Source organism: Siccirubricoccus soli, assembly GCF_024178315.1.
In the GTDB taxonomy this organism is placed as follows: Bacteria; Pseudomonadota; Alphaproteobacteria; order Acetobacterales; family Acetobacteraceae; genus Siccirubricoccus; species Siccirubricoccus soli.
This window is the reverse complement of record NZ_JAMZIK010000064.1, coordinates 12,262-35,131: the sequence shown is the minus strand read 5'-3', so window position 1 is coordinate 35,131 and position 22,870 is coordinate 12,262. Positions and strand designations below refer to the sequence as shown.

20 protein-coding genes are annotated in these 22,870 nt (G+C 71.7%); 16 read left to right on the top strand and 4 right to left on the bottom strand.

Annotation, left to right across the window (positions count from 1 at the left end; translation table 11 throughout):
• Window position 1: 1 nt before the first annotated feature.
• The 6 genes from sucD (at window position 2) to NJ376_RS10755 (ending at window position 7,249) form a co-directional block, all read left to right on the top strand.
• Window positions 2–898 carry a succinate--CoA ligase subunit alpha gene (sucD, locus tag NJ376_RS10780; RefSeq protein ID WP_252953255.1) on the top strand — a complete coding sequence of 299 codons (897 nt, stop codon included), beginning with the start codon at window positions 2–4 and terminating at the stop codon, window positions 896–898.
• Between the two features lie 246 nt (window positions 899–1,144).
• Entirely contained in the window at window positions 1,145–4,024 is a 2,880-nt protein-coding gene (locus NJ376_RS10775) for a 2-oxoglutarate dehydrogenase E1 component (RefSeq protein ID WP_252953254.1), read from the top strand.
• Between the two features lie 29 nt (window positions 4,025–4,053).
• A complete protein-coding gene (gene odhB, locus NJ376_RS10770) occupies window positions 4,054–5,289 on the top strand; it encodes a 2-oxoglutarate dehydrogenase complex dihydrolipoyllysine-residue succinyltransferase (RefSeq protein ID WP_252953253.1) in 1,236 nt (411 codons plus the stop codon).
• A 210-nt stretch (window positions 5,290–5,499) separates the two neighbouring features.
• Window positions 5,500–5,784 carry a hypothetical protein gene (locus tag NJ376_RS10765; protein WP_252953252.1) on the top strand — a complete coding sequence of 95 codons (285 nt, stop codon included), beginning with the start codon at window positions 5,500–5,502 and terminating at the stop codon, window positions 5,782–5,784.
• A gap of 181 nt (window positions 5,785–5,965) precedes the next feature.
• Complete coding sequence (locus NJ376_RS10760; RefSeq protein ID WP_252953250.1) at window positions 5,966–6,349, top strand: histidine triad nucleotide-binding protein; 384 nt, start codon at window positions 5,966–5,968, stop codon at window positions 6,347–6,349.
• Window positions 6,350–6,397: 48 nt separating this feature from the next.
• Window positions 6,398–7,249: a SirB1 family protein gene (locus NJ376_RS10755; RefSeq protein WP_252953249.1), complete on the top strand. Its 852-nt coding sequence runs from the start codon at window positions 6,398–6,400 to the stop codon at window positions 7,247–7,249.
• A gap of 144 nt (window positions 7,250–7,393) precedes the next feature.
• Here the strand turns inward: NJ376_RS10755 and typA are convergent, their stop codons facing one another.
• A complete protein-coding gene (gene typA, locus NJ376_RS10750) occupies window positions 7,394–9,223 on the bottom strand; it encodes a translational GTPase TypA (protein ID WP_252953248.1) in 1,830 nt (609 codons plus the stop codon).
• A gap of 334 nt (window positions 9,224–9,557) precedes the next feature.
• A complete protein-coding gene (locus NJ376_RS10745) occupies window positions 9,558–10,592 on the bottom strand; it encodes an adenosine kinase (protein WP_252953247.1) in 1,035 nt (344 codons plus the stop codon).
• Window positions 10,593–10,784: 192 nt separating this feature from the next.
• Between NJ376_RS10745 and NJ376_RS10740 the strand changes: the two genes are divergently transcribed.
• The 7 genes from NJ376_RS10740 to NJ376_RS10710 all read left to right on the top strand — a co-directional run bounded on the left by NJ376_RS10740 (window position 10,785) and on the right by NJ376_RS10710 (window position 17,135).
• Entirely contained in the window at window positions 10,785–11,462 is a 678-nt protein-coding gene (locus NJ376_RS10740) for an EI24 domain-containing protein (protein WP_252953246.1), read from the top strand.
• Between the two features lie 105 nt (window positions 11,463–11,567).
• A complete protein-coding gene (locus NJ376_RS10735; protein WP_370288171.1) occupies window positions 11,568–12,176 on the top strand; it encodes a bactofilin family protein in 609 nt (202 codons plus the stop codon).
• A 75-nt stretch (window positions 12,177–12,251) separates the two neighbouring features.
• On the top strand, window positions 12,252–12,878 hold the full coding sequence (locus tag NJ376_RS10730; RefSeq protein ID WP_252953245.1) for a hypothetical protein: 627 nt from the start codon (window positions 12,252–12,254) through the stop codon (window positions 12,876–12,878).
• 81 nt (window positions 12,879–12,959) lie between these two features.
• Window positions 12,960–13,892, top strand: coding sequence for an AEC family transporter (locus NJ376_RS10725; protein ID WP_252953244.1), 933 nt, complete (start codon window positions 12,960–12,962; stop codon window positions 13,890–13,892).
• Between the two features lie 64 nt (window positions 13,893–13,956).
• On the top strand, window positions 13,957–14,925 hold the full coding sequence (locus NJ376_RS10720; protein WP_252953243.1) for a Bug family tripartite tricarboxylate transporter substrate binding protein: 969 nt from the start codon (window positions 13,957–13,959) through the stop codon (window positions 14,923–14,925).
• A gap of 28 nt (window positions 14,926–14,953) precedes the next feature.
• Window positions 14,954–15,982 carry an SAM-dependent methyltransferase gene (locus NJ376_RS10715; RefSeq protein ID WP_252953241.1) on the top strand — a complete coding sequence of 343 codons (1,029 nt, stop codon included), beginning with the start codon at window positions 14,954–14,956 and terminating at the stop codon, window positions 15,980–15,982.
• A gap of 373 nt (window positions 15,983–16,355) precedes the next feature.
• On the top strand, window positions 16,356–17,135 hold the full coding sequence (locus NJ376_RS10710; protein WP_252953240.1) for a hypothetical protein: 780 nt from the start codon (window positions 16,356–16,358) through the stop codon (window positions 17,133–17,135).
• A 129-nt stretch (window positions 17,136–17,264) separates the two neighbouring features.
• Here NJ376_RS10710 and NJ376_RS10705 read toward each other — a convergent pair whose 3' ends face one another.
• Window positions 17,265–18,002: an SGNH/GDSL hydrolase family protein gene (locus tag NJ376_RS10705; RefSeq protein WP_305879973.1), complete on the bottom strand. Its 738-nt coding sequence runs from the start codon at window positions 18,000–18,002 to the stop codon at window positions 17,265–17,267.
• 187 nt (window positions 18,003–18,189) lie between these two features.
• Between NJ376_RS10705 and NJ376_RS10695 the strand changes: the two genes are divergently transcribed.
• The 3 genes from NJ376_RS10695 to glcF all read left to right on the top strand — a co-directional run bounded on the left by NJ376_RS10695 (window position 18,190) and on the right by glcF (window position 21,599).
• Window positions 18,190–19,416: an OpgC family protein gene (locus tag NJ376_RS10695; protein ID WP_252953239.1), complete on the top strand. Its 1,227-nt coding sequence runs from the start codon at window positions 18,190–18,192 to the stop codon at window positions 19,414–19,416.
• Complete coding sequence (locus NJ376_RS10690) at window positions 19,413–20,174, top strand: SGNH/GDSL hydrolase family protein (RefSeq protein ID WP_252953238.1); 762 nt, start codon at window positions 19,413–19,415, stop codon at window positions 20,172–20,174. The genes NJ376_RS10695 and NJ376_RS10690 overlap by 4 nt, the downstream gene beginning before the upstream one ends.
• An 87-nt stretch (window positions 20,175–20,261) precedes the next feature.
• Window positions 20,262–21,599, top strand: a complete 1,338-nt coding sequence (glcF, locus tag NJ376_RS10685) for a glycolate oxidase subunit GlcF (protein ID WP_252953237.1) — start codon at window positions 20,262–20,264, stop codon at window positions 21,597–21,599.
• 67 nt (window positions 21,600–21,666) lie between these two features.
• Here glcF and prfB read toward each other — a convergent pair.
• Window positions 21,667–22,798, bottom strand: a protein-coding gene (gene prfB / locus NJ376_RS10680) for a peptide chain release factor 2 (protein ID WP_252953236.1) whose coding sequence is annotated in 2 segments (ribosomal slippage) — window positions 21,667–22,728 and window positions 22,730–22,798 — 1,131 coding nt in all. Because the reading frame shifts where the segments join, the coding sequence is not laid out codon by codon here.
• Between the last annotated feature and the right edge of the window lie 72 nt (window positions 22,799–22,870).

Genomic DNA, 22,870 nt, shown 5'->3' with positions numbered 1-22,870 from the left:
CATGGCCGTTCTCGTCGATCGCAACACCCGCGTGATGACCCAGGGCTTCACCGGCGCCCAGGGCACCTTCCATGCCAGCCAGGGCATCGCCTATGGCTCCACCTATGTCGGCGGCACCACGCCGGGCAAGGGCGGCACCATGCACCCGGAGCTGAACCTGCCGGTCTTCGACACGGTGGCGGAATGCGTGGAGAAGACGCAGGCCAATGCCTCCGTCATCTACGTGCCCGCGCCCTTCGCGGCGGATGCGATCCTGGAAGCGATCGACGCCGAGGTGCCGCTCGTCATCTGCATCACCGAGGGCATTCCGGTACTCGACATGGTGCGGGTGAAGCGGGCGCTCTCCGGCTCGAAGTCGGTCCTGGTCGGGCCGAACTGCCCGGGCGTGATCACGCCGGAGCAGTGCAAGATCGGCATCATGCCCGGCCATATCCACCGCGCCGGCTCGGTCGGCATCGTCTCCCGCTCCGGGACGCTGACCTATGAGGCGGTGGCGCAGACCACGGCGGCGGGGCTCGGCCAGTCCACCTGCGTCGGCATCGGCGGCGACCCGGTGAAGGGGCTGGACTTCATCGACGTCCTTGAGATGTTCCTGAAGGACGAGGCGACGAAGTCGATCATCATGATCGGCGAGATCGGCGGCGAGGCGGAGGTGATCGGCGCCGAGTACCTGCGGCGTGAGAATTTCGGCCCGGGCAAGCCGAACAAGCCGGTGGTCGGCTTCATCGCCGGCGCCACGGCCCCGCCCGGCCGGCGCATGGGCCATGCCGGCGCGGTGATCTCGGGCGGCAAGGATACGGCGGCGGCGAAGATGGAAGCCATGGCCTCCGCCGGCATCCATGTCGCGGACAGCCCGGCGGCGCTCGGCTCCACCATGGTGCGGGCGCTGAAGGGCTGAGGTCCCGCCCCGCCCGTGCGCAGGCGCGGGGCAGGGGGCAAGAGGGGGAATGCCAGGCGGCGGGCCGAACCTGCCGCAAAAGCAGGGCTGAGACCCTATGTTAACCGGCGCCGGCGTCCTATCTGAGGTCCGCGCGGCGCCGGAATGCTGTTCAGGCCCGCGCGTGCCCCGCGCGGCATCCCCGCGCGGCTTCCGCGCATGATGGTGTGCACCACCGGCCGAGGATGGGCCGGCAGGGAGATGAACATGGCCGGAGTGGATATTCTCGCCAGCGCGATGACGGGCGCAAATGCCGCCTATCTCGCGGATACCTATGCCCGCTGGGTGGAGAATCCCGGCAGCGTCGATCCTTCCTTCGCCGAGCTTTTCGCCGCGCTGAACGACGATGCGCGGGCGGTGCTGACCGATGCCCTCGGCGCCTCCTGGGCCCCGCGGCCGCGGGGCGGCTTCGCGCCGGAGCCGGAGGCCCCGCCCGCCGCGAAGGGGAGGGACGGCAAGGCGGCCGCCGCCGCCGACCCCGCCGCGATCCGCGCCGCCCAGCTCGATTCCATCCGCGCCCTGATGCTGATCCGCAGCTATCGGGTGCGCGGCCATCTGGAGGCGCAGCTCGACCCGCTCGGCCTGCAGCAGCCGAAGCCGCACCAGGAACTCTCCCCGGCCTTCTGGGGCTTTACCGAGGCCGATCTCGACCGCCCGATCTTCATCAACGGCGTGCTGGGGCTGGAGACCGCCTCGGTCCGCCAGATCCTCGAGGTCTGCCGCGCCACCTATTGCGGCCCGATCGGCGTCGAGTTCATGCACATCCAGGATCCGGAGCAGAAGGCCTGGATCCAGCAGCGCATGGAAGGCGCCCCCTGGGTCTCCGCCTTCGACGCCGCGGGCAAGCGCCAGATCCTTTCCCAGCTCACCGAGGCCGAGGGCTTCGAGGCCTTCTGCGCCCGCAAATACGTCTCCACCAAGCGCTTCGGCCTGGAGGGCGGCGAGAGCACCATCCCCGCGGTGCAGACGGTGATCGAGACCGCGGCGAAGGCCGGGGTGAACGAGATCGCCATCGGCATGGCGCATCGCGGCCGGCTGAACATGCTGGTGAATGTGGTGAAGAAGCCCTTCACCCAGGTCTTCTCCGAGTTCAAGGGCGTCGGCGCCAATCCGGACGACGTCCAGGGCTCGGGCGACGTGAAATACCATCTCGGCACCAGCACGGATATCGAGGTGGCGGGGCGGACCATCCACCTCTCGCTGCAGCCCAACCCCTCCCATCTCGAGGCGGTGAACCCGGTGGTTGCCGGCAAGGTGCGGGCGCGCCAGGACATGGCGGGGGACACCAAGGGGCGGCACTCCGTCATGGGCATCCTGCTGCATGGCGATGCCGCCTTCGCCGGCCAGGGCGTGGTCTATGAGACGCTGGCGATGAGCCAGCTCATCGGCTACCGCACCGGCGGCACCATCCATATCGTCACCAACAACCAGATCGGCTTCACCACCGTCCCGGTGCATGCCTATTCCGGCCTGTACTGCACCGACGTGGCGAAGAGCGTGCAGGCGCCGATCTGGCACGTGAACGGCGACAACCCGGAGGCGGTGGTCTTCGTCGCCCGCCTCGCCACCGAATTCCGCCAGCAATTCTCCACCGATGTGGTGGTGGACATCGTCTGCTATCGCCGGCACGGCCACAATGAGAGCGACGAGCCGGCCTTCACCCAGCCGATCATGTATGGCCGGATCCGGGAGATGAAGACGACCCGCACCCTCTATGCCGAGCGCCTGGCGGCCGAGGGCGCGGTGCCGGCCGAGGAAAGCCAGGCGATGCTGGACGCCTTCAACCAGAAGCTGGAAGAGGCGCACCAGGCGGCGCAGAGCTTCAAGCCGAACAAGGCGGACTGGTTGGAAGGCCATTGGGCCGGCCTCAAGCCCGTTGCGGTGGGGGAGGAGGTGGAGCAGCTCCACGCCACCGCCGTCCCGCTGGAGACGCTGCGCGAGGTGGGCGCCGCGCTGGCAAGGGTGCCGGAGGGTTTCGCGGTCAACCCGAAGATCGCCCGGCAGCTCGAGGCCAAGAAGCAGGCGATCGAGAGCGGCGAGGGGATCGACTGGGCGACCGGCGAGGCGCTGGGCTTCGGCACGCTGCTGCTGGAAGGCCACCGCGTGCGGCTTTCCGGCGAGGATGTGCAGCGCGGCACCTTCAGCCACCGCCACGCCTACCTCATCGACCAGAAGACCCAGGCGGAATACGTACCCCTGAACAACATCCGCGAGGGCCAGCCGAAATTCGAGGCCTTCAACAGCCTGCTTTCGGAGTTCGGCGTGCTGGGCTTCGACTACGGCTACTCGCTGGCGGATCCGCACACCCTGGTGCTGTGGGAGGCGCAGTTCGGCGACTTCGCCAATGGCGCCCAGGTCATCATCGACCAGTTCATCGCCAGCGCGGAGACGAAGTGGCTGCGCATGTCGGGCCTCGTGATGCTGCTGCCGCATGGCTATGAGGGGCAGGGGCCGGAGCATTCCTCCGCGCGGCTGGAGCGCTACCTGCAGCTCTGCGCCGAGCGGAACATGCGGGTCTGCAACCTGACCACGCCGGCCAACTACTTCCACGCGCTGCGGCGGCAGCTGAAGGCCAACTACCGCAAGCCGCTGATCCTGATGACGCCGAAATCGCTGCTGCGGCACAAGCTGGCGGTCAGCAGCCTGGCGGATTTCGGCCCGGGCAGCGCCTTCCGCTACGTGATCCCGGAGATCGATGCGATCGCGCCGGAGGAAGAGGTGAAGCGCGTCGTGCTCTGCAGCGGCAAGGTCTATTACGACCTGCTGCAGGAGCGCCGCGACAAGGGTATCAAGGACGTGGCGCTGATTCGGCTGGAGCAGCTGCACCCCTTCCCGGTCGCCGGCCTCAAGACCGCGCTGGCGCCCTATAAGCGCGCCGAGGTGGTGTGGTGCCAGGAGGAGCCCGAGAACATGGGCGCCTGGGGCTTTGTCGACCGGCGGTTGGAGAAGGTGCTGAAGGAGCTGGACATCGCGGCGAAGCGCCCGGAATTCGTCGGCCGCCGCGAGGCGGCGAGCCCGGCGACCGGCCTCGCCAAGGTGCACAGCCAGGAACAGGAAACCCTGGTGCGGCAGGCGCTGGGTCTTTGAGGCGCGGCGTGTCGGGAAGGTAGCGAGATATGGCGACGGACATCCTGGTGCCCACCCTGGGCGAAAGCGTTTCCAGCGCGACGGTGGCGCGCTGGCTGAAGAAGGCCGGCGAGGCCGTGGCGGTGGATGAGCCGCTGGTCGAGCTGGAGACGGACAAGGTGACGGTGGAGGTGAATGCGCCGGCCGCCGGCGTCATCGAATCCATCGCCGCCGATGAGGGCGCGGAAGTCGCCCCCGGCGCGGTGCTGGGCGTGATCGGCGCCAGCGCCGGCGCGGGTGCCGCCCCGGCCAAGCCGCAGCCCGCCCCGGCCCCGGTGCCCGCGGCCGTGGCGCAGCCCAAGGTGGAGACGCCGCGGGTGCCGGCCGGCCCGGTGGCCGTGCCCGGCACCCATGCGCCGCTGCCCGCCGCGGCCAAGATGATGGCCGAGAACAACGTCACGGCCGAGCAGGTCGGCACCGGCACGGCGAAGGACGGCCGCATCAGCAAGGGCGACGTGCTGGAGTTCCTGGCCCGCCCGGCGCCGGCCGCGCCCGCCGCGAAGCCCGCCGCCCCCCGCGCTGAGGAGCCGGGCGAGGAGCGGGTGAAGATGACCCGCCTGCGCATCACCATCGCGCGGCGGCTGAAGGAGGCGCAGAACACCGCCGCCATGCTCACCACCTTCAACGAGGTGGATATGGGCGCGGCGATGGCGCTGCGCACGGAATACCGCGACGTCTTCGAGAAGAAGCACGGCGTCCGCCTCGGCTTCATGTCCTTCTTCGTGAAGGCCTGCGTCGCGGCGCTGAAGGAATTCCCGGCGGTGAACGCCGAGATCGACGGCGACACCATCATCTACAAGCATTTCGTCCATATGGGCATCGCCGTCGGCGGCCCGAACGGCCTGGTGGTGCCGGTGCTGCGCAATGCCGACAAGATGGGCTTCGCCGAGATCGAGAAGACCATCGGCAGCTTCGGCAAGCGCGTCCGCGACGGGCAGCTGAAGCTGGAGGAGATGGCGGGCGGCAGCTTCACCATCACCAATGGCGGCATCTATGGCAGCCTGATGTCGACGCCCATCCTGAACCCGCCGCAGAGCGGCATTCTCGGCATGCACAAGATCCAGGAGCGGCCGATGGTCGTGAACGGCAAGGTCGAGGTGCGGCCGATGATGTACCTCGCCCTCTCCTACGACCACCGCATTGTGGACGGAAAGGAAGCGGTCAGCTTCCTCGTCCGGGTGAAGGAGAGCATCGAGGATCCGCGCCGGCTGATGCTGGACATCTGAGGCGCGGCTTTTTCCGAAACCCGGCGCTGCGGTCTGCTGGAGCAGCCTCCGTTCTGGCGGACCGCAGATAAGCTGCTCCAGACATTATGTTTTCTAGCGCAAGAAATCCGATCGGGTGATTCCACGCGATCGGATATTGCTCTAGGCTGCGCCGACAAGCGGCAGGGCGCGCGACGCCCCGCCCATAACCATGCCCGGGGAGTCAGTCACATGCGTTCCTATGACGGCCAGTTCTCCGACAACCGCCCGCTGAAGCGGACGCGGGAGGAGAAGGTGCGCCTGCTGGCGGAGCTGAAGGAGACGATCCGCACGCTGAAGCCGCACACCTCGCCGGAGTTGCGCACCTCCATCGCCGGCAAGATCAAGGAGCTGGAGGCGGACCTGGCCGCGCCGCCGCCGCCGCCGCGGGAGCGGCGGATGCCGTCCCACCAGCAGGACCAGTTCGGCAGCGGCCCGCGCCCGCCCCGGCGCCCGCGGCCGCCGCGGGAGTTCTGAGCGTAGCAGCCGCCGGGCAGAAGCCGGCCTCGGCGGCGGCCTGAGTTTCCGACCCGTGGGTTGAGCCTGCAAACTCACACCGGGGTCCGGGGAGGGGTCCCCTCCCCGGCGGGGGTGCAGGGGGCAGAGCCCCCTGGGGGTCTTGGGGGCGAAGCCCCCGCCAGCACAGGAGCCGCATCCGATGTCCGTCACCGGCCTGCCCCCCTATGACGAGGGCAACATCTTCGCCCGCATCCTGCGCGGCGAGATCCCCTGCAAGAAGGTCCATGAGGATTCCTGGGCCCTGGCCTTCCACGACATCCACCCCCAGGCGCCGGTGCATGTGCTGGTGATCCCGAAAGGCCCCTATGTCAGCGCCGCGGATTTCCACGCCTCGGCCCCGGCGGAGCTGATCGCGGGCTTCTGGCGGGCCGTCTCCGCCACCGCCAAGGCGCTGGGGCTGGAGGAGGGGGGGTATCGCATCCTCGCCAACATGGGCGCGGATGCCGGGCAGGAAGTGCCGCATTTCCACGTCCATATCTTCGGCGGCCGCCCTCTCGGCCGGATGGTTCCCGCCGCGCATTGAGCGCGCGGGGCGCTTGCCCTTCGGCCGTGCCGGGACAAGAGTGAGGGCATGGCTGACACCCCAGAGGCGGAGGCACGGGCTGCGCTCGAGGCCGCCGGCACCCTGCCCGATGCGGAGCTCGACCTTGCGGCGGTTGCGCTGCAGCTTGCCCGCATCGATGCGCCGGAGGCGGATTGGCGGGAAGCGGCGGCGCAGCTCACCGGTTTGGCGCAGGCCGCCGTCGCCGCCGCCACGGCGGATCCGGAGGCGGATGCGGGCGATGCCGAGCGGCGCCGCGCCGCCCTGGCCGAGGTGATCCATGGCCGCTTCGGCTTCGCCGGCGACAGCCGGAATTACGAGGATATGGCGAATGCCAACCTCATCCGCGTGGTGGAGCGGAAGCTGGGGCTGCCGGTCGCGCTCGGCATCCTCTGGCTGCATGCGGCGGAGGCGGCGGGCTGGACGGCGCATGGGATCGACTTCCCCGGCCATTTCCTGCTGGCGGTGGAAGGCCGGAACGGCCAAGCCATCGTCGATGTCTTCGATGGCGGCACCGGCCTTTCGGCGCCCGACCTGCGCCTGCTGATCAAGCGCATCGAGGGCGAGCGGGCGGAGCTGCGGCCGGGGCTGCTGCGGCCGATGGGCAAGCGCCAGGTCCTGTTGCGACTACAGAACAACATCAAGCTGCGGAGGTTGCGCAGCGGCGACATGGCCGGCGCCCTGGCCTGCGCCGAGGACATGCTGCGCCTGGCGCCGGAGGCGGTGGTGCTGTGGCGGGAGGCGGGGCTGATGAACCAGCGCCTGGACCGCATCTCGGCGGCGCTGTCCTGCCTGGAACGCTCCCTGGAACTGGAACCGGAAGGCGAGGCGGCCCGCCGTATCCGCCAGGTGATGGAGGAGCTGCGGCAGCGGCTGAACTGAGCCGCCGCCTATGCCCGGGGCCTGCAGCGCCCCACCTCAACCGGATCCGCTGTTGCCCTGCCGCGGCTTTGCCGCGGCAGGCTGTGCGATCCGTGGGGAAAAGGCATCCCCATGACGTCGCGCAGCAACGTCATGGGGAATGATTCAGGCCGCCTCGCTCTCCGCGCGGCGGGCGTGCTTCTTCCGCTCATGCGGGTCGAGGTAGCGCTTGCGCAGGCGGATGGCGGAGGGCGTCACCTCCACCAGCTCGTCATCCTCGATATAGGCGATGGCCTGCTCCAGGCTCATCCTGCGCGGCGGCGTCAGCAGCAGCGCGTCATCCTTGCCGGCGGCGCGGATGTTGGTGAGCTTCTTCTCCTTGATCGGATTCACTTCCAGGTCGTTGTCCCGGGAGTGCTCGCCAAGGATCATGCCGACATAGACCTTCACGCCCGGGTCCACGAACAGCACGCCCCGCTCCTGCAGGTAGAACAGCGCGTACTGCACCGCCTCGCCATCGGAGTTGGAGATCAGGCTGCCATTGCGCCTTCCCTCGATCGGCCCGGCCCAGGGGCCGTAGCCGTGGAACAGCCGGTTCATCATGCCCGTGCCGCGGGTGTCGGTCAGGAACTCGCCGTGGTAGCCGATGAGGCCGCGCGACGGGATCAGGAAGGTCAGCCGCACCTTGCCGCCGCCCGAGGGCCGCATGTCCTGCATCTGGCCCTTGCGCAGCGACATCTTCTCGACGACGACGCCGGAATAGGCCTCGTCCACGTCGATCAGCGCTTCCTCGTAGGGCTCCTCGCGGGCGCCGGTCTCCGGGTTTTCCCGCGTCAGGACGCGGGGGCGGCCGATGGTCAGCTCGAAGCCCTCGCGGCGCATGGTCTCGATCAGCACGCCGAGCTGGAGCTCGCCGCGGCCGGCGACCTCGAAACTGTCGGCTTCCTCCGAGTCCCTCACCTTGATGGCGACGTTGCCTTCCGTTTCCTTGAAGAGGCGGTCGCGGATCTGGCGGGAGGTGACCTTCTTGCCCTCGCGGCCGCCCAGCGGACCGTCATTGATGCGGAAGGTCATGGCCAGGGTCGGCGGATCGACCGGCAGGGCGGGCAGGGGCTCCGTCACCTCGGGCGCCGCGATGGTGTCCGGAATGGTGGCGTTGCCGAGGCCGGCGATGGCGATGATGTCGCCCGCCTGCACCTCCTCCACGGGGACGCGGTCCAGGCCGGAGAAGGTCATCAGCTTGGTCAGCCGGCCCGTCTCCACCACCGTGCCGTCCTGGCGCAGCACGCGCACCGGCATGTTCAGCCGGGCCACGCCCTGCTCGACGCGGCCGGTGAGGATGCGGCCGAGGAAATTGTCGCTCTCCAGGATCGTCGCGTTCATCGCGAAGGGCTTGTCCAGCGCGACGGTCGGCGCCGGGACGTGGGAGAGGATCAGGTCGAAGAGCGGCGACAGGTCCTTGCGCGGCCCGTCCAGCGACAGATCCGCCCAGCCCTGGCGGCCGGAGGCGAAGAGGGTGTGGAAGTCGAGCTGCTCATCCGTGGCGCCGAGGGCGGCGAAGAGGTCGAAGACCTCGTTGTGCACCTCGTCAGCCCGGGCGTCCTGGCGGTCCACCTTGTTGATGACGACGATGGGCTTCAGGCCGCGGGCCAGCGCCTTGGTCAGCACGAATTTGGTCTGGGGCAGGGGGCCCTCGGCGGCGTCGCAGAGGACGATGGCGCCATCCACCATGGAGAGGATGCGCTCCACCTCGCCGCCGAAATCGGCGTGGCCGGGCGTGTCCACGATGTTGATCTTCACGCCCTTCCACTCGACGGCGGTGGATTTGGCGAGGATGGTGATGCCGCGCTCCCGCTCCAGGTCGTTGCGGTCGAGGGCGCGCTCGGCGACCTGCTGGTTGGCGCGGAAGGCGCCGGCCTGCTTCAGCAGCTGGTCGACGAGGGTGGTCTTGCCATGATCGACATGGGCGATGATGGCGACGTTGCGGAGTTCCATCGGGGGTCCGATTCCTGAGTGCCGCAACGCAAAATCGCGCCATCCCAACGCCCTGGGTCAGGGCGTGGGCCAGGCGGCGCGGGCTGGCGGCATGTTGCGGCGCACAGATAGTCGCTCGGCGCGGGAAATGCGAGGGTTCTGTGCGTCGAGAGGGCGTCGCGCCGTAAGGCGCGCCTTTATGGCGTGACCCTCTCGGGGGCCACCCGCCAAGGCCTGAAAGCTTCCGGAAGCCGGGAGTTGAGCCTCGCCGGCTGGGCCGTCGTGCCAAACTCAGGGGGCAAAGGGCCTTACGGCCTTGTGCGAGGGAGAGTTTGAGAGGGGCAGAATTTTCCCCTCAACCCAGGGTATCAGCAACCGGCCGCGCCCCTGGCGGCAGCGTCCCCGCCACCAGCGCCTGCAGATCCGCCTGCGGCCGCGCCCCGAAATGGGAGATCACCTCCGCCGCCGCCACCGAGCCCCAGCGGCCGCATTCCGGCAGGGGCAGGCCCCGGGTCAACGCCGCCAGGAACCCCGCCGCATAGGCATCGCCCGCCCCGGTGGTGTCCACCACCTTCACCGGCGCCGCCGGCACCTCATGCCGCGCCTCGCCGGCCAGGATGAGGCTGCCCCGCTCGCTCCGCGTCACCGCCGCCAGCCCGACCTCCCCGGCCAGTTGCCGCGCCGCGGCGGCGAAATCCTCGGTCTCGTACAGCGCCAGCAGCTCGGCCTCGTTGGCGAAGACGATATCCGCCTCCTCCCGCAGGAAGCGGCGGAAGGCCTGGCGGTGGCGCACCACGCAGAAGGCATCGGAGAGGGTGATGGCCACCTGCCGCCCGGCGGCATGGGCCAGGCGCGCGGCCTCGTGGAAGGCGGCCTGGGCCGCCGGCGGGTCGAACAGGTAGCCTTCCAGGTACAGCACCTTGGCCCGCGCCACCTCCGCCGGGTCCACATCCGCCGCGGAGAAGGCGACGCAGGCGCCGAGGAAGGTGTTCATCGTCCGCTGCGCATCGGGGGTGACGAGGATGAGGCAGCGCGCCGTCGGCGCGAAGCCCTCCGCCTTGGCCCGCAGCGGCGGGGTGGGGAAATGCACGCCCGCGGCGCGGATGTCATGGGCGAAGACCTGCCCCAGCGCGTCATCCGCCACCTTGCCGAGGAAGCCGACCCGGGCGCCGAGCGCCGCCGCCACCGCGCAGGTATTGCCGGCCGAGCCGCCGGAGCTTTCGACGCCCGGCCCCATCTTCGCGTAGAGCGCCTCGGCCTCCGCCGCGCCGATCAGCCGCATGGCACCCTTCGCCAGCCCCTCCCGGTCGAGGAAGGCGTCATCGGCCCGCGCCAGCACATCGACGATGGCATTGCCGATGCCGAGGATATCGAGGGTCGGCTCGCTCATTCTGCAGGGCTCCTTCGCCAGCGGGGAGGGGCCGGCCAGGAGGATCGCCTGGCCGGGCATCCGCACCCCCCGGGACAAGTCTGGCAGCCGAATCCGAAGGCTTCGGAATCGGAGCGCCAGCGGCGGCGTTGCGGCCGGGTACGGGCCGGGATAGCCCCCGTGCCCTGATGCCGCAACCTCCGGGATGGCCCGATGTTCCGCCCATTGCTGCTCACCTTCCGCCAGATCGGTGACCCCGCCTTCGTCTGGCCGCTGCTGAAGGGGTGCCTGGCCGCCGCCGCGGTCTTCCTCGGCCTCGCCGCGCTCGGCGCCTGGGTCAGCGCCGGGCTGGCGGGCGGGGAGGGGTGGCTGGCCGGCATCGCCGGGGCGCTGGGCGGCCTCGCCGCCTTCGGCCTTGCCATCTGGCTCTTCGTACCGGCGGTGCTGGCGCTGACCGGGCTGTTCCTGGACCCGGTGGCGGCGGCGGTGGAACAGCGCTTCTACCCCGACCTGCCGCCGGCCGCCGGGGCCGGGTTGGGCGCCCAGGCCTGGGCGGGGCTGAGCCTCGCGCTGCGCTTCGGCCTGCTCTCCCTGCTCGCCCTGCCGCTCGGCCTGCTGGTGCCGCCGCTCGGCGCCGTGCTGCTCTGGCTGATCTCCGCCATCGCCCTCGGCCATGGGCTGTTCGAGGGGGTGGCGCAGCGGCGCCATCCGGTCGCCGAATCGAAGCGGCTGCGGCGGCAGCTTGAGGTTCCCGTTCTCGCCCTGGGCGCGGTGTTCGGCGGGCTGGCCCTGCTGCCGGGGATCAACCTTCTGGTCCCCGTTCTCGGCACCGCGGCGATGACTCACCTGCTGCATGCGGACAATCGCGGAACGGCCTCAAGAATCGGGTAATAAGCAAACCGGCTATGTTGTGTGCCACGGAGCGCGCATGTTAGCCCGGGGTACCGGGGCCGCGTGCGCGAGAACCCCGCCAGTCGCCGATCGAGGGAAGGCTTCATGTCTATTTTCAGCCGCAAGCGTGAGGAAGGGGCCGCGCCCCAGCCCGCCGAGCCCCAGCCGGCGGCGCCGAATGTCGCGCGGGATGCCGATCTCGGCGTGCCGCCCTTCCGCCCACAAGCCAAGGACGCGCCCAATATGACCGTCGCCCCGAAGCCCACCGCCGCCCCCGCCGCCCCGACCCTGGGTGCCCGCCCGGCCCCGGTGGGCGTCCCGGCCCGGCCGGCCGCCCGCATCGATCCGACCGAGCGCCGGACCCTGGTGGTCGGCCGGGGCATCAGCCTGCAGGGCACCGTCGCCGATGCCGAGCGGCTGGTGGTGGAAGGCACCGTGGAAAGCCAGATGATCCAGGCGACCGAGCTCTTCGTCGCCCAGTCCGGCGTCTTCAAGGGCGAGGTCCAGGTGGAGGATGCCGAGATTGCCGGCCTCTTCGACGGCACCATCACCACGCGCGGCAGCCTCATCATCCGCGCCACCGGCCGGGTGACCGGCACGGCCCGCTACCGCAAGCTGCAGGTGGAGGAAGGCGGCCAGGTCTCCGGCAAGATGGAGATGGTCACCGACGGCGCCACCGCCCCGGTCCGGGTGCCCGCCGCCGCGGAGAGCTGAACACCAGCCCTGGCCGGGCCGGGCCTGCCGAGACGCAGCCCGGCCCGATTCCCTTCCAGCCGGACCTCGCCCGCCATGGCGCCGCCGCCTTGCCTTCGCCTGCTTCTGCCGCTGCTGGTGCTGGTGCCGGGCTGCACGGCCCGGGACAATGACGGGGCGGCGCTGCAGCAGGCGCTGGAGAGCGGCCGGGCCACGCTGGCGGCGCTGGACCCGGCAATCGGCCCGGGCATGAAGCCGGGGCCGGGCCGAGGCGCCGACCCGGCTTTCCGGCCGGACGGGACCGGGGTTGGCCCGGCGCCTGCCGGGTCGCCACCTGTTGTCCTGCCGCCCATGGCCGCGTCCGTCCCGTCGGCGACGGCCGGGGGCCCCCTGCTGCAGCCCGTCCTCACCGCCCCCGCCGCCCGTGCCGGCGGCGTCCTGCCGCCGGTCCAGGCGGCGGAACTGCTCGGCCTCGGCCCCGGCGAGCTGCGGCTGCGCCTGGGGGAGCCGGCGCTGCGCCGGCCGGAAGGGCCAGGCGAGATCTGGCTCTACACCGCCGCCGCCTGCGCTCTGGACATCATCCTCTACCGGGAGGGGCATGCCGGGCTGCGGGTGGCCCATGCCGCAGCCCGGGCCAATGGCGCGGCGCTGCGGACCGAAGCCGCCTGCCTCTCCGAGATCGCCGCGCCGCGCGGCGGCCTGCCGGGCGGTACCGGCGCCTGAGCCGGTCCTCGCGGCAGGCCTGCCCCGCACGTCCCGCCGCCCCTGGCCGGCGCGGCGCCATGCCGGTAGAAGCCCCGCACCTTGATCCTCTACCTCAACGTCTTCCTGCCCCCTTTCGGCATGCTGCTGGCCGGCGTGCTGCTGCGCCGCTGGCTGCTGCGCGAGGAGGCGGTCTGGGCCGGCATCGAGCGGCTGGTCTTCTGGGCGCTGCTGCCCTCGCTGCTGGTCTCGGCCATTGCTGCCGTGGACCTGTCGGACCTGCCGCTCGGCGCCATGGCGCTGGCGATCTGGCTCTCCCTGCTGCTGGGCGGCGGGCTCTCCTTGTTGCTGGCGCAGGCCTTCGGCGCGGCGCATCCGGCCGCCACCTCGGTCTTCCAGGGCGGCATCCGCTTCAACCAGCTCATGGGCTTCGCCATCGCCGCGGGGCTCTACGGCCCGGCCGGCACCAGCCTCGGCGCCGTCGCCACCGGGCTGATCGTGCCCTGCGTGCAGGTGCTGACGACGCTGGTCTTCGCCCTGGGCCGGCCGGATGGGGCGCGGCCCTCCATCGGCCGGGTGGCGCGGCAGCTCGCCACCAACCCGCTGCTGCTCGCCTGCCTCATCGGCTTCACCGTATCGGCGCTGGGGGGCCTGCCGCCGGGGATCCGGCCGCTGCTGGCGACGCTCGGCCAGGCCTCCATCGCGCTCGGCCTGCTCTGCGTCGGCGCGGCGCTCTCCCTGGCCACGCTGCGGGACCGGCTGAAGCTGCAACTGGCGACGGCGCTGCTGAAGCTGCTGCTCATGCCGGCGCTGACCCTCGGCTTCGGCCATGCCTTCGGGCTGGAGCCTCTGGCGCTGGCCACGGCGCTGGTCTTCATGGCGCTGCCGACGGCCACCACCAGCTACGTCATGGCCCGCGCCATGGGCGGGGATGCGAAGCTGATGGCGGCGATCATCACGCTGGAGCACCTGCTCTCCGCCGTCACCCTGCCGGCGATGATCGCGCTGCTGGGCCTGGCCGCGCTGCGGGTCTGAGCCGGGGCCGTGACGCGGCGCGGCAGTTCCGGTTAGATGCCGCCGGCGAATGACGGGGTGCGCGATGCTGGGGCGGCGCGGGGTGGTGGCGGGGATGGCAGGGCTGGCGGCGATGACCGGCCAGGCGCGGGCGCAGGGCTTTCCGGACCGGCCGCTGCGCTGGATCGTCGGCTACCCGCCGGGCGGCGCCAGCGACACCTTCGCCCGGCTGATCGGCGCGCATATGGGCACGCGCCTCGGCCAGAACGTGGTGGTGGCGAACCGGCCGGGCGGCGGCGCGGTGGTGGCCAGCGAGGCCGTCGCCCGCAGCGCGCCGGATGGCACCACGCTCCTGCATGTCGACAATGGCATCCTGACCTACAACCCGGCGCTCTATGGCCGCCTGCCCTACGACCCGGACCGCGACTTCCAGGGCGTGGGCTTCATCGGCCGCTTCCCGCTCTTCATCGTGGTGCGGCCGGACGACCCGGTGAAGGATTTCGCCGGGTTCGTCGCCCGCTCGAAGACCCGCGCGCCGAATTACGGCACCCCGGCCGTCGCCTCGCCGCACCACCTGGCGATGGAGATGGTGAAGCGCCGCACCGGGTTGGAGGCGACGCATGTGCCCTATCGCGGCGGGCCGGCGGCGATGCAGGATTTGCTCTCCGGCAATGTGGAGAGCGTCGTCATCGACTGCGCGACGGGCATTCCCTTCATCGCCTCCGGCCGGGTGAAGACGCTCTGCTGCTTCTCCGAGGCGCGCAGCGCCCGGGCGCCCGAGGTGCCGACCTTGCGCGAGCTGGGCTTCGCCGGCGCCGTCGCCTATGGCTGGCAGGGGATGAGCGTGCCGGTCGCGACCCCCGCGCCGGTGGTGGAGAAGCTGGCGGAGGGGCTGCGCGCCGGGGTGGCGGCGGAGGATGTGCAGGCGCGGTTCCGCGACCTCGGCATCGAGAGCGCGCCCTGGAGCCCGGCGGAGTTCCAGGAATTCGTGAAGCGGGAGAATGCCGAATGGCGGCCGCTGATCCGGGAGCTGGGGATCAGGCTGGACAGTTGAGGCAGGCGGGCAGCCTCCCCTCGCCGGCATGATCGCCCGCCTCCTCCGCCACCTCTCCCGCTGGCGGCAGCGCCATCGCCGCCTGCCGCTGCTCGGCGACACGCGCCTGCTCTGGGAGCGGGAGGCCGAGCTCACCCGCTGGTCGGTGAAGGTGCTGGGGGCGGAGCTGGCGCAGCGCCACTACGCCGCCGGCCTCGCCGGCCCCGCGGCGCCGGTGCCGGACGGGCCGAGCCCCGCCGGCCTGACGAGCCGCACCTGCCGCCAGGCGGATATCGAGGCGCCCTGGTTCCGCCACTGGTGCCGGGTGCTCGGCACCGCCCCCGTCTATCACCGCAAGCTGTGGGAGGATGGCTTCGTCCTGCAGGCGCTGTGGGAGGCGGGGATGCTGGAGCCCGGCCGCCGCGCCCTCGGCTTCGCGGTGGGGCGGGAGGCGCTGCCCGCGGTCCTTGCGGCGCAGGGGGTGGAGGTGGTGGCGACCGACCTGGCGGGCGAGGATGCCCGGGCGCGCGACTGGATCGAGACCGGCCAGCACGGCGCCGCCGCCGCCGCGCTCTACCGGCCGGAGCTGCTGGCGCGGGAGGCGTTCGAGGCGCGGGTGAGCTTCCGCCCGGTGGACATGGTCGCCATCCCGGCGGAGCTGCGCCAGGGCGGCTTCGACTGCCTCTGGTCGGTCTGCGCGCTGGAGCATCTCGGCAGCCTCGAAGCCGGCTGGCGCTTCGTGGAGCAGGCGATGGAGTGCCTGAAGCCGGGCGGCATCGCGGTGCACACCACGGAGTTCAACCTGGACGGGCTGGGCGGGACCATCGGCCGCGGCAGCACCGTGCTGTTCCAGCGGCGGCATGTGGAGGCGCTGGCGGCGCGGGTGGCGGCGCGCGGCCATGCCCTGCTGCCGCTGGACGAGGGGCATGGCAACGGGATGCTGGACCGCTTCGTCGACCTCGCGCCCTTCGGCGAGTCGAGCTCGCCGCTCGGCGTGGTCTTCCCGCCGCATCTCCGGCTTTCGGTGCGCGGCTTCCCGGTGACCTCGGCGGGGCTGATCCTGCGCGCCGGCGGCTGAGCCTGCGCCGGGGCGCCCGCGGCATGCCGGGCCCGGCGCCGCGTGCCCGGCGGGCGATTCTGCCCGGGTGCGATGGCCAAGCTGCGCCCCGCCCATGGCCTCCGCATGGGCCGGCGCGGCAGGATGATCGGCGCGCCCGCACGGCCGTGCCGCGTCTCTGGCAGGGCGGTCATGCCCTTGCCGGTCGGTGGCGCGGGGCCTCTCCGAGGCAGCTTCGGTCCTCGCGCCAAACGTGCAAAATCCTGGCGCTCTCAACTTAGTGATGTATAATGCGACCGGTCCGACATTGCGGCGTTTCCGGCCGTTCTCGGGGGTGGGCAGAGTGCATCTTCTGGCGCGCGCCGTCGGATACGGCCTGCTGTGTTTCGCCGCCTTGCTCCCGCTCGCTGCGCTCGCCGGCCTCCTGGCGTTGGCGGGGCCGGAGGCGGTACTGGCCCTCGGCCCCGGCGGCTGGGCCAGCCTGACGGCGGGCATCTTCCTGCCCGGCTGCCTGCTCCTGCTGTTCGTCTCCACCGGGTTGCAGCGCGGGGAGCTGCACAGCCTGCGGGCCGCGCTGCTGCGCCAGGGCAGGGTGGCGGACCAGCACCACCTGGCGCTGGAAGCGCTGCTGGCGGAGGGGCGGGAGCATACGGCCCTGTTGCGCGAGCAGGTGCGGCTGCTGCTCGGCGGCCTGGCGCAGGGCCAGCGCCAGGCGGAGGTGGCGGAGGCGCTGCTGCGCGAGACGCGGCTCTCCCGCCTCGTCGCCGAATGGGATGTGACGGCGCGGGAACTCTCTGTCCTGCTGGCCGGGATGTGGCGGCTGGCCTTCGGCTGGCGCGGCCCGGCCGGGCCGGGTGGGGAGCCGGGTGCGCCGCTGCCGCTGCCGGCGCCCGAGGAGCTGCCGCTCGCCCTGCTGCGGCTGCTCCCGGCCAGCGCGGAGGAGATGGCGCGCTTCGAGGTGGATGAGCGCTTCGTCCGGCAGGCGGCGCGCTACCGCGCCACCTTCGCCGCTTTCCTGGACCAGGTGCCGGAGACGGGACCGATGAACCGGGCGCTGTTCCGCGACATGGCGTTGGGCCGGGTGGATGCGCGGCTGGCCCTGCTGCCCCGGCCGGACCATGGCCGCGTGGTGCCGCCGGATTGGCTGGCGCCCGACTCCATGGCGGCGGAGTAACGGCGCCGGCCGCGCCTCAGCGCCGGAGAGCGAGCGGGCCCTGCGGCTGCGGGCGAAGGCAGCGGCGCATGCTACGGCCGGGTGCCGCCCGCCTGCCCGGCCGCCCGCCGCTGCCGCGCGGAGATCGGCTCAGCGCCCCGCGATTCGCGCCGGGCCCAGCGCATCCGTCAGGGACCGGGACAGCGCCTCCGCCAGGCAGGCATAGCCGCGATCATTGTGGTGCAGCCCGTCGGGTCCGACCATGTCCGTGCTCGGCGTTCCCGCCTCCGCCCAGGCGCGCATCAGCGCGGCGCGGGAGAAGAGCGGCGCCGGGGCGTGTTGCGAGAGCTGGCGCAGCGCCGCGTCGAAATTCTGCCAATGCGGCGTGGAAAGAATGCGCGGCGCGCGCTGGCTGTCCATCAGCACCACCTCCGCCCCGGCGGCGCGGATGCGGGCGATGCCCTGGGCCATGGCGGCGCTGAACTGCTCCGGCGCCATGCCGCGCAGCACCGCATTCGCCCCGGCCTGCCAGATGACGATGTCCGGCCGGGCCGCCAGCACGTCCCGCTCCAGCCGGGCCAGCATCTCCGGCACCTCCTCCCCGCCCTTGCCGCGGTTCAGCACACGGATGTCCTGGCCGGGGAAGAGGGCGTGCAGCCGGGCCTCGAGCTGGGCGGGGTAGGTATGGGCGGCGTCGCTGGCGCCGGAGCCCTCGGTGGAGGAGGAGCCGAAGGCCAGGATGGTCAGGGGCCGTCCCGCCGCCAGCGCGGCCCGCGCCCGGGGCAGGGCGAGGTGCTGGTCCGGCGCGGAGGGACAGGTCTCCGCCCGCCCCGGCCAGGCGGGCAGGGCCAGCAGCCCGGCAAGGAGTGCGGAAAAAACGAGACGCATGTGGATAAAGTGGCGCAAGCGGACAAGGCTGGCCAGAGCGAATGCGGCCCTAATCCCCCTGCGCCGCCGGGGGCAGCCATGCGGAGGCGGGGCGGCCACGGCGGTTGAAGCATCCGCCGGCGGTCCGAAAGGGGACCGGGCTTGCATGCCGCCGCCGCCTCCCCCATCCATCGCAGCGGAGGTGCCGATGCGGAGTCTTGTCCGCGGGTTGGAGGGCCCCGCCGCCCCGCCGGGCAGCGGGCGCGACCTCAGGGTGGACCTGTTTCGCGGCCTCGCCCTGTTCTGCATCTTCATCGACCATGTGCCGGGCAACTGGCTCGGCCTGCTCACCCTGCGCAACATCGCGCTGTGCGACGCCACGGAAGCCTTCGTGCTGCTGGCCGGCTATGCGGCGGGGCTGGCCTATGGGGCGGAGCTGGACCGGCGCGGCTACAGCTTCGCCGCTGCCTCCCTCGTGCGGCGGATCGGCACGCTCTACGTCGCGCATATCTTCCTCTTCGTCGTCTTCACCGCCCAGGTCGGCTTCTCCGCCGCGGCGCTCGACACCACCGCCTACCTGGACGAGTTGCATCTCGACGTCTTCGCGGAGCAGCCCTACCTGGCACTGCTGCAGGCGCTGCTGCTGCGCTTCCAGCCCGCCTTCCTCGACATCCTGCCGCTCTACATCGTGCTGCTGCTGCTGCTGGTGCCGATGCTGCCGCTGCTGCGGGCGCCGCCGCTGCTGCTCGGGCTCTCGGCCGGGCTGTACCTGGCGGTGCGGCTGGCGGATGTGAACCTGCCGAGCTGGACCGGCGGCGGCTGGTTCTTCAACCCGCTGGCCTGGCAGTTCCTGTTCTTCTTCGGCTGCGCCCTGGGCTATGTGCCGCGCCGGCCGGATGGGCGGCGGGGCAGGCGGCTGACGCTGCCCTTCCACCCCGCCCTCGCCAGCGGCGCCGCGCTCATCCTCCTGCTCGGCGGCCTGGCCAGCCTGATCAGCCAGGCGGAAGCCGAGGCCATGGCCCTGCTGCCGGAGCATGTGGCGGAGGTGCTCTCGGCGGTGGACAAGACCGGGCTGCACCCGCTGCGGCTGCTCTCCATCCTCGCCCTGACCTATCTGGTGGCGCATCTGGTGCCGGTGGGGGCGGCCTGGGTGCGGTCCGCGCCGCTGCTGCCCTTCGTGCTGATGGGCCAGCACGGGCTGCCGGTGTTCTGCACCGGCATCTTCCTCTCCTTCCTCGGCCGGCTGGCGCTGGAGCTGTCGGACCGCTGGCCGATGCAGCTCGGGGTGAACCTGGCGGGCATCCTGGTGCTCACGGCGGTGGGGGTGATCGGCGCCTGGTACCGGCTGCGGGGGAGCGGGGGGCGGCCCGTTCCGGCTCCCGAATCTGTCGCCTTGCCGACGAGGGCGGCCTCTCTTACCAATTCCGGGCCATGACCCGCCGGAGCTGGCCCACCCTGCTGCTGCTCGTCCTGTGCCTGGCCCCGCGGGGGCTGGAGGCGCAGGCGCCGGCCTGCGGCGCGCCGGCGGAGCTGCTGGAGCCCGGGGTGCCGCTGCCGGCGGTGGCGCGGGCCGCCGCCGCCGGGCGGCTGCGGGTGCTGGTGGTGGGCTCGGCCTCGGTCCTCGGCCCCGGCACCAGCGGGCCGGAGGCCGCCTGGCCGGCCCGGTTGGAAGCGATGCTGGCGGCCCGCCGCCCGGGCATCCAGATCGAGTTCGTGGTGCGCGGCCGGCGCGCCGCCACCGCCCAGGACAGCGCCGCCCTGCTGAAGGAGGAGCTGGCGAAGCAGCCCTACGACCTCGTGCTCTGGCAGACCGGCACGGTGGAGGCGGCGCGGGGCCTGGAGGTGGAGGAGATGGTCGAGACCCTGCATGCCGGCCTCGAGCAGGTGCACGCGGCAGGCGGCGACGCGGTGCTGGTCGACCCGCAATTCTCCCGCTTCCTCCGCACCAATTCCAATGTCGATGCCTATCGCGAGGCGATCCGCCTGGTGGCCGCCGCCCATGCCGTGCCGCTGTTTCGCCGCTACGAGGTGATGCGCCACTGGGCGGATGCCGAGGAGGTGGATCTGGAACGGGCGCCGCGGGAGGCGCGGGTGGCGATGGCCGACAAGCTGAACGACTGCCTGGCCAAGGCGCTGGTGGTGCTGCTGCGCAAGGCGGTGGCGGAGGCCCGGGCGGCGCCGGCGCCGCGCTGAGCGGGGGCGGGGCTGGCTGCGGGGATCGGCCGGCGGGGCTCACGCCGGGGCGGGATCTGCGCTATCCTGGCCGGCTTCGGAGGGGCCATGCAGACCAGCTTCAGCGCCGCGCAATTGCAGGATCCGGATACGCGGGAGAGCAACCGCATCCTCCGCACCTGCGTCCATTGCGGCTTCTGCACCGCCACCTGCCCCACCTTCGTCCTGCTGGGCGACGAGTTGGACAGCCCGCGCGGCCGCATCTACCTGATCAAGGACATGCTGGAGAGCGGCCGCCCCGCGACCGAGGAGGTGGTGCGGCATGTCGATCGCTGCCTCTCCTGCCTCTCCTGCATGACGACCTGCCCCTCGGGCGTGCACTACATGCACCTGGTCGATCATGCCCGGCACTATATCGAGGACACCTACAGGCGACCCTGGCCGGAGCGGCTGCTGCGGCGGGTGCTGGCGCGGGTGCTGCCGCATCCGGGGCGGTTCCGGCTGGCGCTGCTGGGGGCGCGGCTGGCGCGGCCCTTTGCCGGGCTGATCCCCGGCGGCTCGATGACCGCGCAGCGGCTGCGGGCCATGCTGCGCCTGGCCCCGGCACGGTTGCCGGCCGCCGATCCGGCCGCCTCGCCGCAGGTCCATCGGGCGGAGGGGGAGCGGCGCGGCCGCGTCGCGCTGCTGACCGGCTGCGCCCAGCAGGTGATCGCGCCGGAGATCAACGCCGCGACCATCCGCCTGCTGACGCGGATGGGGATCGAGGTGGTGGTGACGGCGGGGCAGGGCTGCTGCGGCGCGCTGAACCACCATATGGGCGACCACGACCGGGCCATGGCGCTGGCCCGCGCCAATATCGCAGCCTGGCATGCCGAGCTGGCGGGCGAGGGGCTGGATGCGGTGGTGGTGAACGCCTCCGGCTGCGGCACCACGGTGAAGGATTACGGCTTCATGTTCCGCGAGGCGCCCTCGCCCTGGAAGGAGCGGGCGGAGGCGGTCGCTTCCATCGCCATGGACATCTCCGAGGTGCTGGTGAAGTTCGGCTATGCGCCGAAGCGGGAGGCGCCGCCGGGCCTCGCCGTGGCCTACCACGCCGCCTGTTCCCTGCAGCATGGGCAGAAGATCACCGCCGCGCCGAAGCAGCTTCTGGCGCGGGCCGGCTTCAAGGTGCGGGAGCCGGCGGAGGCGCATCTCTGCTGCGGCAGCGCCGGCACCTACAACCTGCTGCAGCCGGAGATCGCCGGGCGGCTGCGGGAGCGCAAGCTGGAGAATCTGCAGCGCACCGGCGCCGACCTGATCGCCGCCGGCAATATCGGCTGCCTGACGCAATTGGCCGGCGATGATGCCCTGCCGGTCGCGCACACGGTGGAACTGCTGGACTGGATGGCCGGCGGCCCGGAGCCGGCTGGGGTAAAGGCCGCCCTGGCAAGGCGCCGCGCCGCCTGACTCGAGGGTTCCAAGGGCCTTTCGGCCCTTGGCGGGGAGAGTTTGAGAGGGGCAGGGCCCCTCTCAATCACCGGGCCGCGGCACTTGCCTCCGACCGCGTCGCGCCCACCCGTGCCGCCAGCGCCGCCGCCATGAACTCGTCCAGGTCGCCGTCCAGTACCGCCGCCGGGTTGCCCTTTTCCAAGTTGGTCCGCAGGTCCTTCACGAGCTGGTAGGGTTGCAGCACGTAGTTCCGGATCTGGTGGCCCCAGCCGATATCCGTCTTGCCGGCCTCCACCGCATCCGTCACCGCTTCCCGCTTGCGCAGCTCCAGCTCGTAGAGCCGGGCCTTCAGCATCTCCATGGCGATTGCCCGGTTGCGGTGCTGGCTGCGGTCCTGGGTGGAGGCGGCGATGATGCCGGTCGGGATATGCGTGAAGCGCACGCCCGATTCCGTCTTGTTCACGTGCTGGCCGCCGGCGCCGGAGGCGCGGAAGGTATCCACCTTCAGGTCGGCCGGGTTGATCTCGATCTCGATCTTGTCGTCGATGACCGGATAGACATAGACGCTGGCGAAGCTGGTCTGCCGCTTGTCGTTGCCGCCGAAGGGGCTGATGCGGACCAGGCGGTGCACGCCGCTCTCGGTCTTCAGCCAGCCATAGGCGTTGGGGCCGCTGACCTGCAGGGTGGCCGACTTGATGCCCGCCTCCTCGCCGTCGGAGCGTTCGGTCAGCGTCACCTTGTAGCCATGCTGCTCCGCCCAGCGCTGGTACATGCGCAGCAGCATCTCGGCCCAGTCCTGGGCCTCGGTGCCGCCGGCGCCGGCATTCACTTCCAGATAGGCGTCGTTGGCGTCGGCCTCGCCGGAGAGCAGGCTCTCGATCTCCCGCCGCTTCGCCTCGGCGGCGAGGGTCTTCAGATCCGCGACGGCGGCATCGGCAGTGGCCTGGTCGCCCTCGGCCTCGGCCAGCTCGATCAGCTCCAGCGCGTCGGAGACGGCCTGCTGCAGCCGCTGCACGCCCTCGATCTGGTCGGCGAGGCGGGAGCGTTCCCGCATCACCTTGTTGGCGGCGGCGGCATCGTTCCAGAGGCTGGGGTCTTCCGCCCGGGCGTTCAGCTCATCGAGGCGGCGTAGGGCGGCATCCCAGTCAAAGATGCCTCCTCAGCAGGGACACCGAGGCGGTGATCTGCTCGTTCAGGGATTCGGCGTCGGCGCGCATGCGGCACCTATGGCGAAGCGCGACCCTCCTGTCCAGCGGCGGGACGGATGGCCATTTGAGTTACCTAAGTTC